This window comes from uncultured Mycobacterium sp. (assembly GCF_964249325.1).
Taxonomy (GTDB): domain Bacteria; phylum Actinomycetota; class Actinomycetes; order Mycobacteriales; family Mycobacteriaceae; genus Mycobacterium.
In genome coordinates this window covers 2,543-3,421 of the sequence record NZ_CAXUCH010000349.1, presented here as the reverse complement: position 1 = coordinate 3,421, position 879 = coordinate 2,543, and the positions used below count along the sequence as shown (strand labels likewise).

Annotated in this window: 1 pseudogene (running past one end of the window); it reads right to left on the bottom strand. The window is 67.1% G+C overall.

The window, feature by feature from the left end:
- Positions 1-37: 37 nt before the first annotated feature.
- Positions 38-879 (bottom strand): annotated as a pseudogene (locus ACFE99_RS24200) (CaiB/BaiF CoA transferase family protein) (it continues 1,527 nt past the right edge of the window).

Genomic DNA, 879 nt, shown 5'->3' with positions numbered 1-879 from the left:
ATGCCCATATAGCGACGCCGACCCTGGCGGACCCACTTTAGGCGTTCAGCGGCCGATCGCCTATTACACGTCGGACGCGCAGGGCGCCGATCTCGTCGTCGGATAACCCCAGCTCTCTGAGGATCTCATTGTTGTGCTGGCCCAGGGTCGGCGGCGCGCAGCGGTGGTGACGGCCAGGGCCCGGCACGATGCGAAACGGCCAGCCCGGATAGCGGTGCACACCGGTGATCGGGTGCTCGAGCTTCTGGTAGTACTCGCGGGCCTCCAGCTGGGGCACGTCATACATCTGCTCCGGGGTAAGCAGCTCTTCGGCGGGGACGCCCTGCTGGTGGAGGGCCGCAACAATCTGGGCCGGTCGCTGCGATCGAGTCCATTCGGCGACGATCTCATCGAACCGGTCATGGTCAAGCGGGCAGGCATCATCCACTTCCGGGACGCCTATCGCGGCGACCAAGTGCAGCCAGTCGGTGTCGTCGCGCACCGACACGGCCACCCATGCGCCGTCCACGCTCGTCGGGTAGACGCCCTGCAGATAACCCCGATGGCGGTTGCCTTCGCGGGGCCGCACAACACCGTTCATCGAGTATTCGATCACCGGTTCGGCGGTGACACAGGCGGCGACCTCGATCTGGGCGATCTCGATCAGCTGACCTTCGCCTGTGCGGCGCCGACGGTCGAGCGCGGCGAGCAGCGCGACGCCGGCGTGCACCCCCACCAGCGGGTCGGCCGGCCCTTGCAGGTTGCACGGCGGACCGTCGGGGTAGCCGGTGACGGCCGCCATCCCGGATAACTGTTCGATGTTCAGCGCCCAACCGACATAGTCGCGCCACGGGCCCTCCAAGCCAAACCCCGGCATGCGCACCTGGATCACGTCTGGTT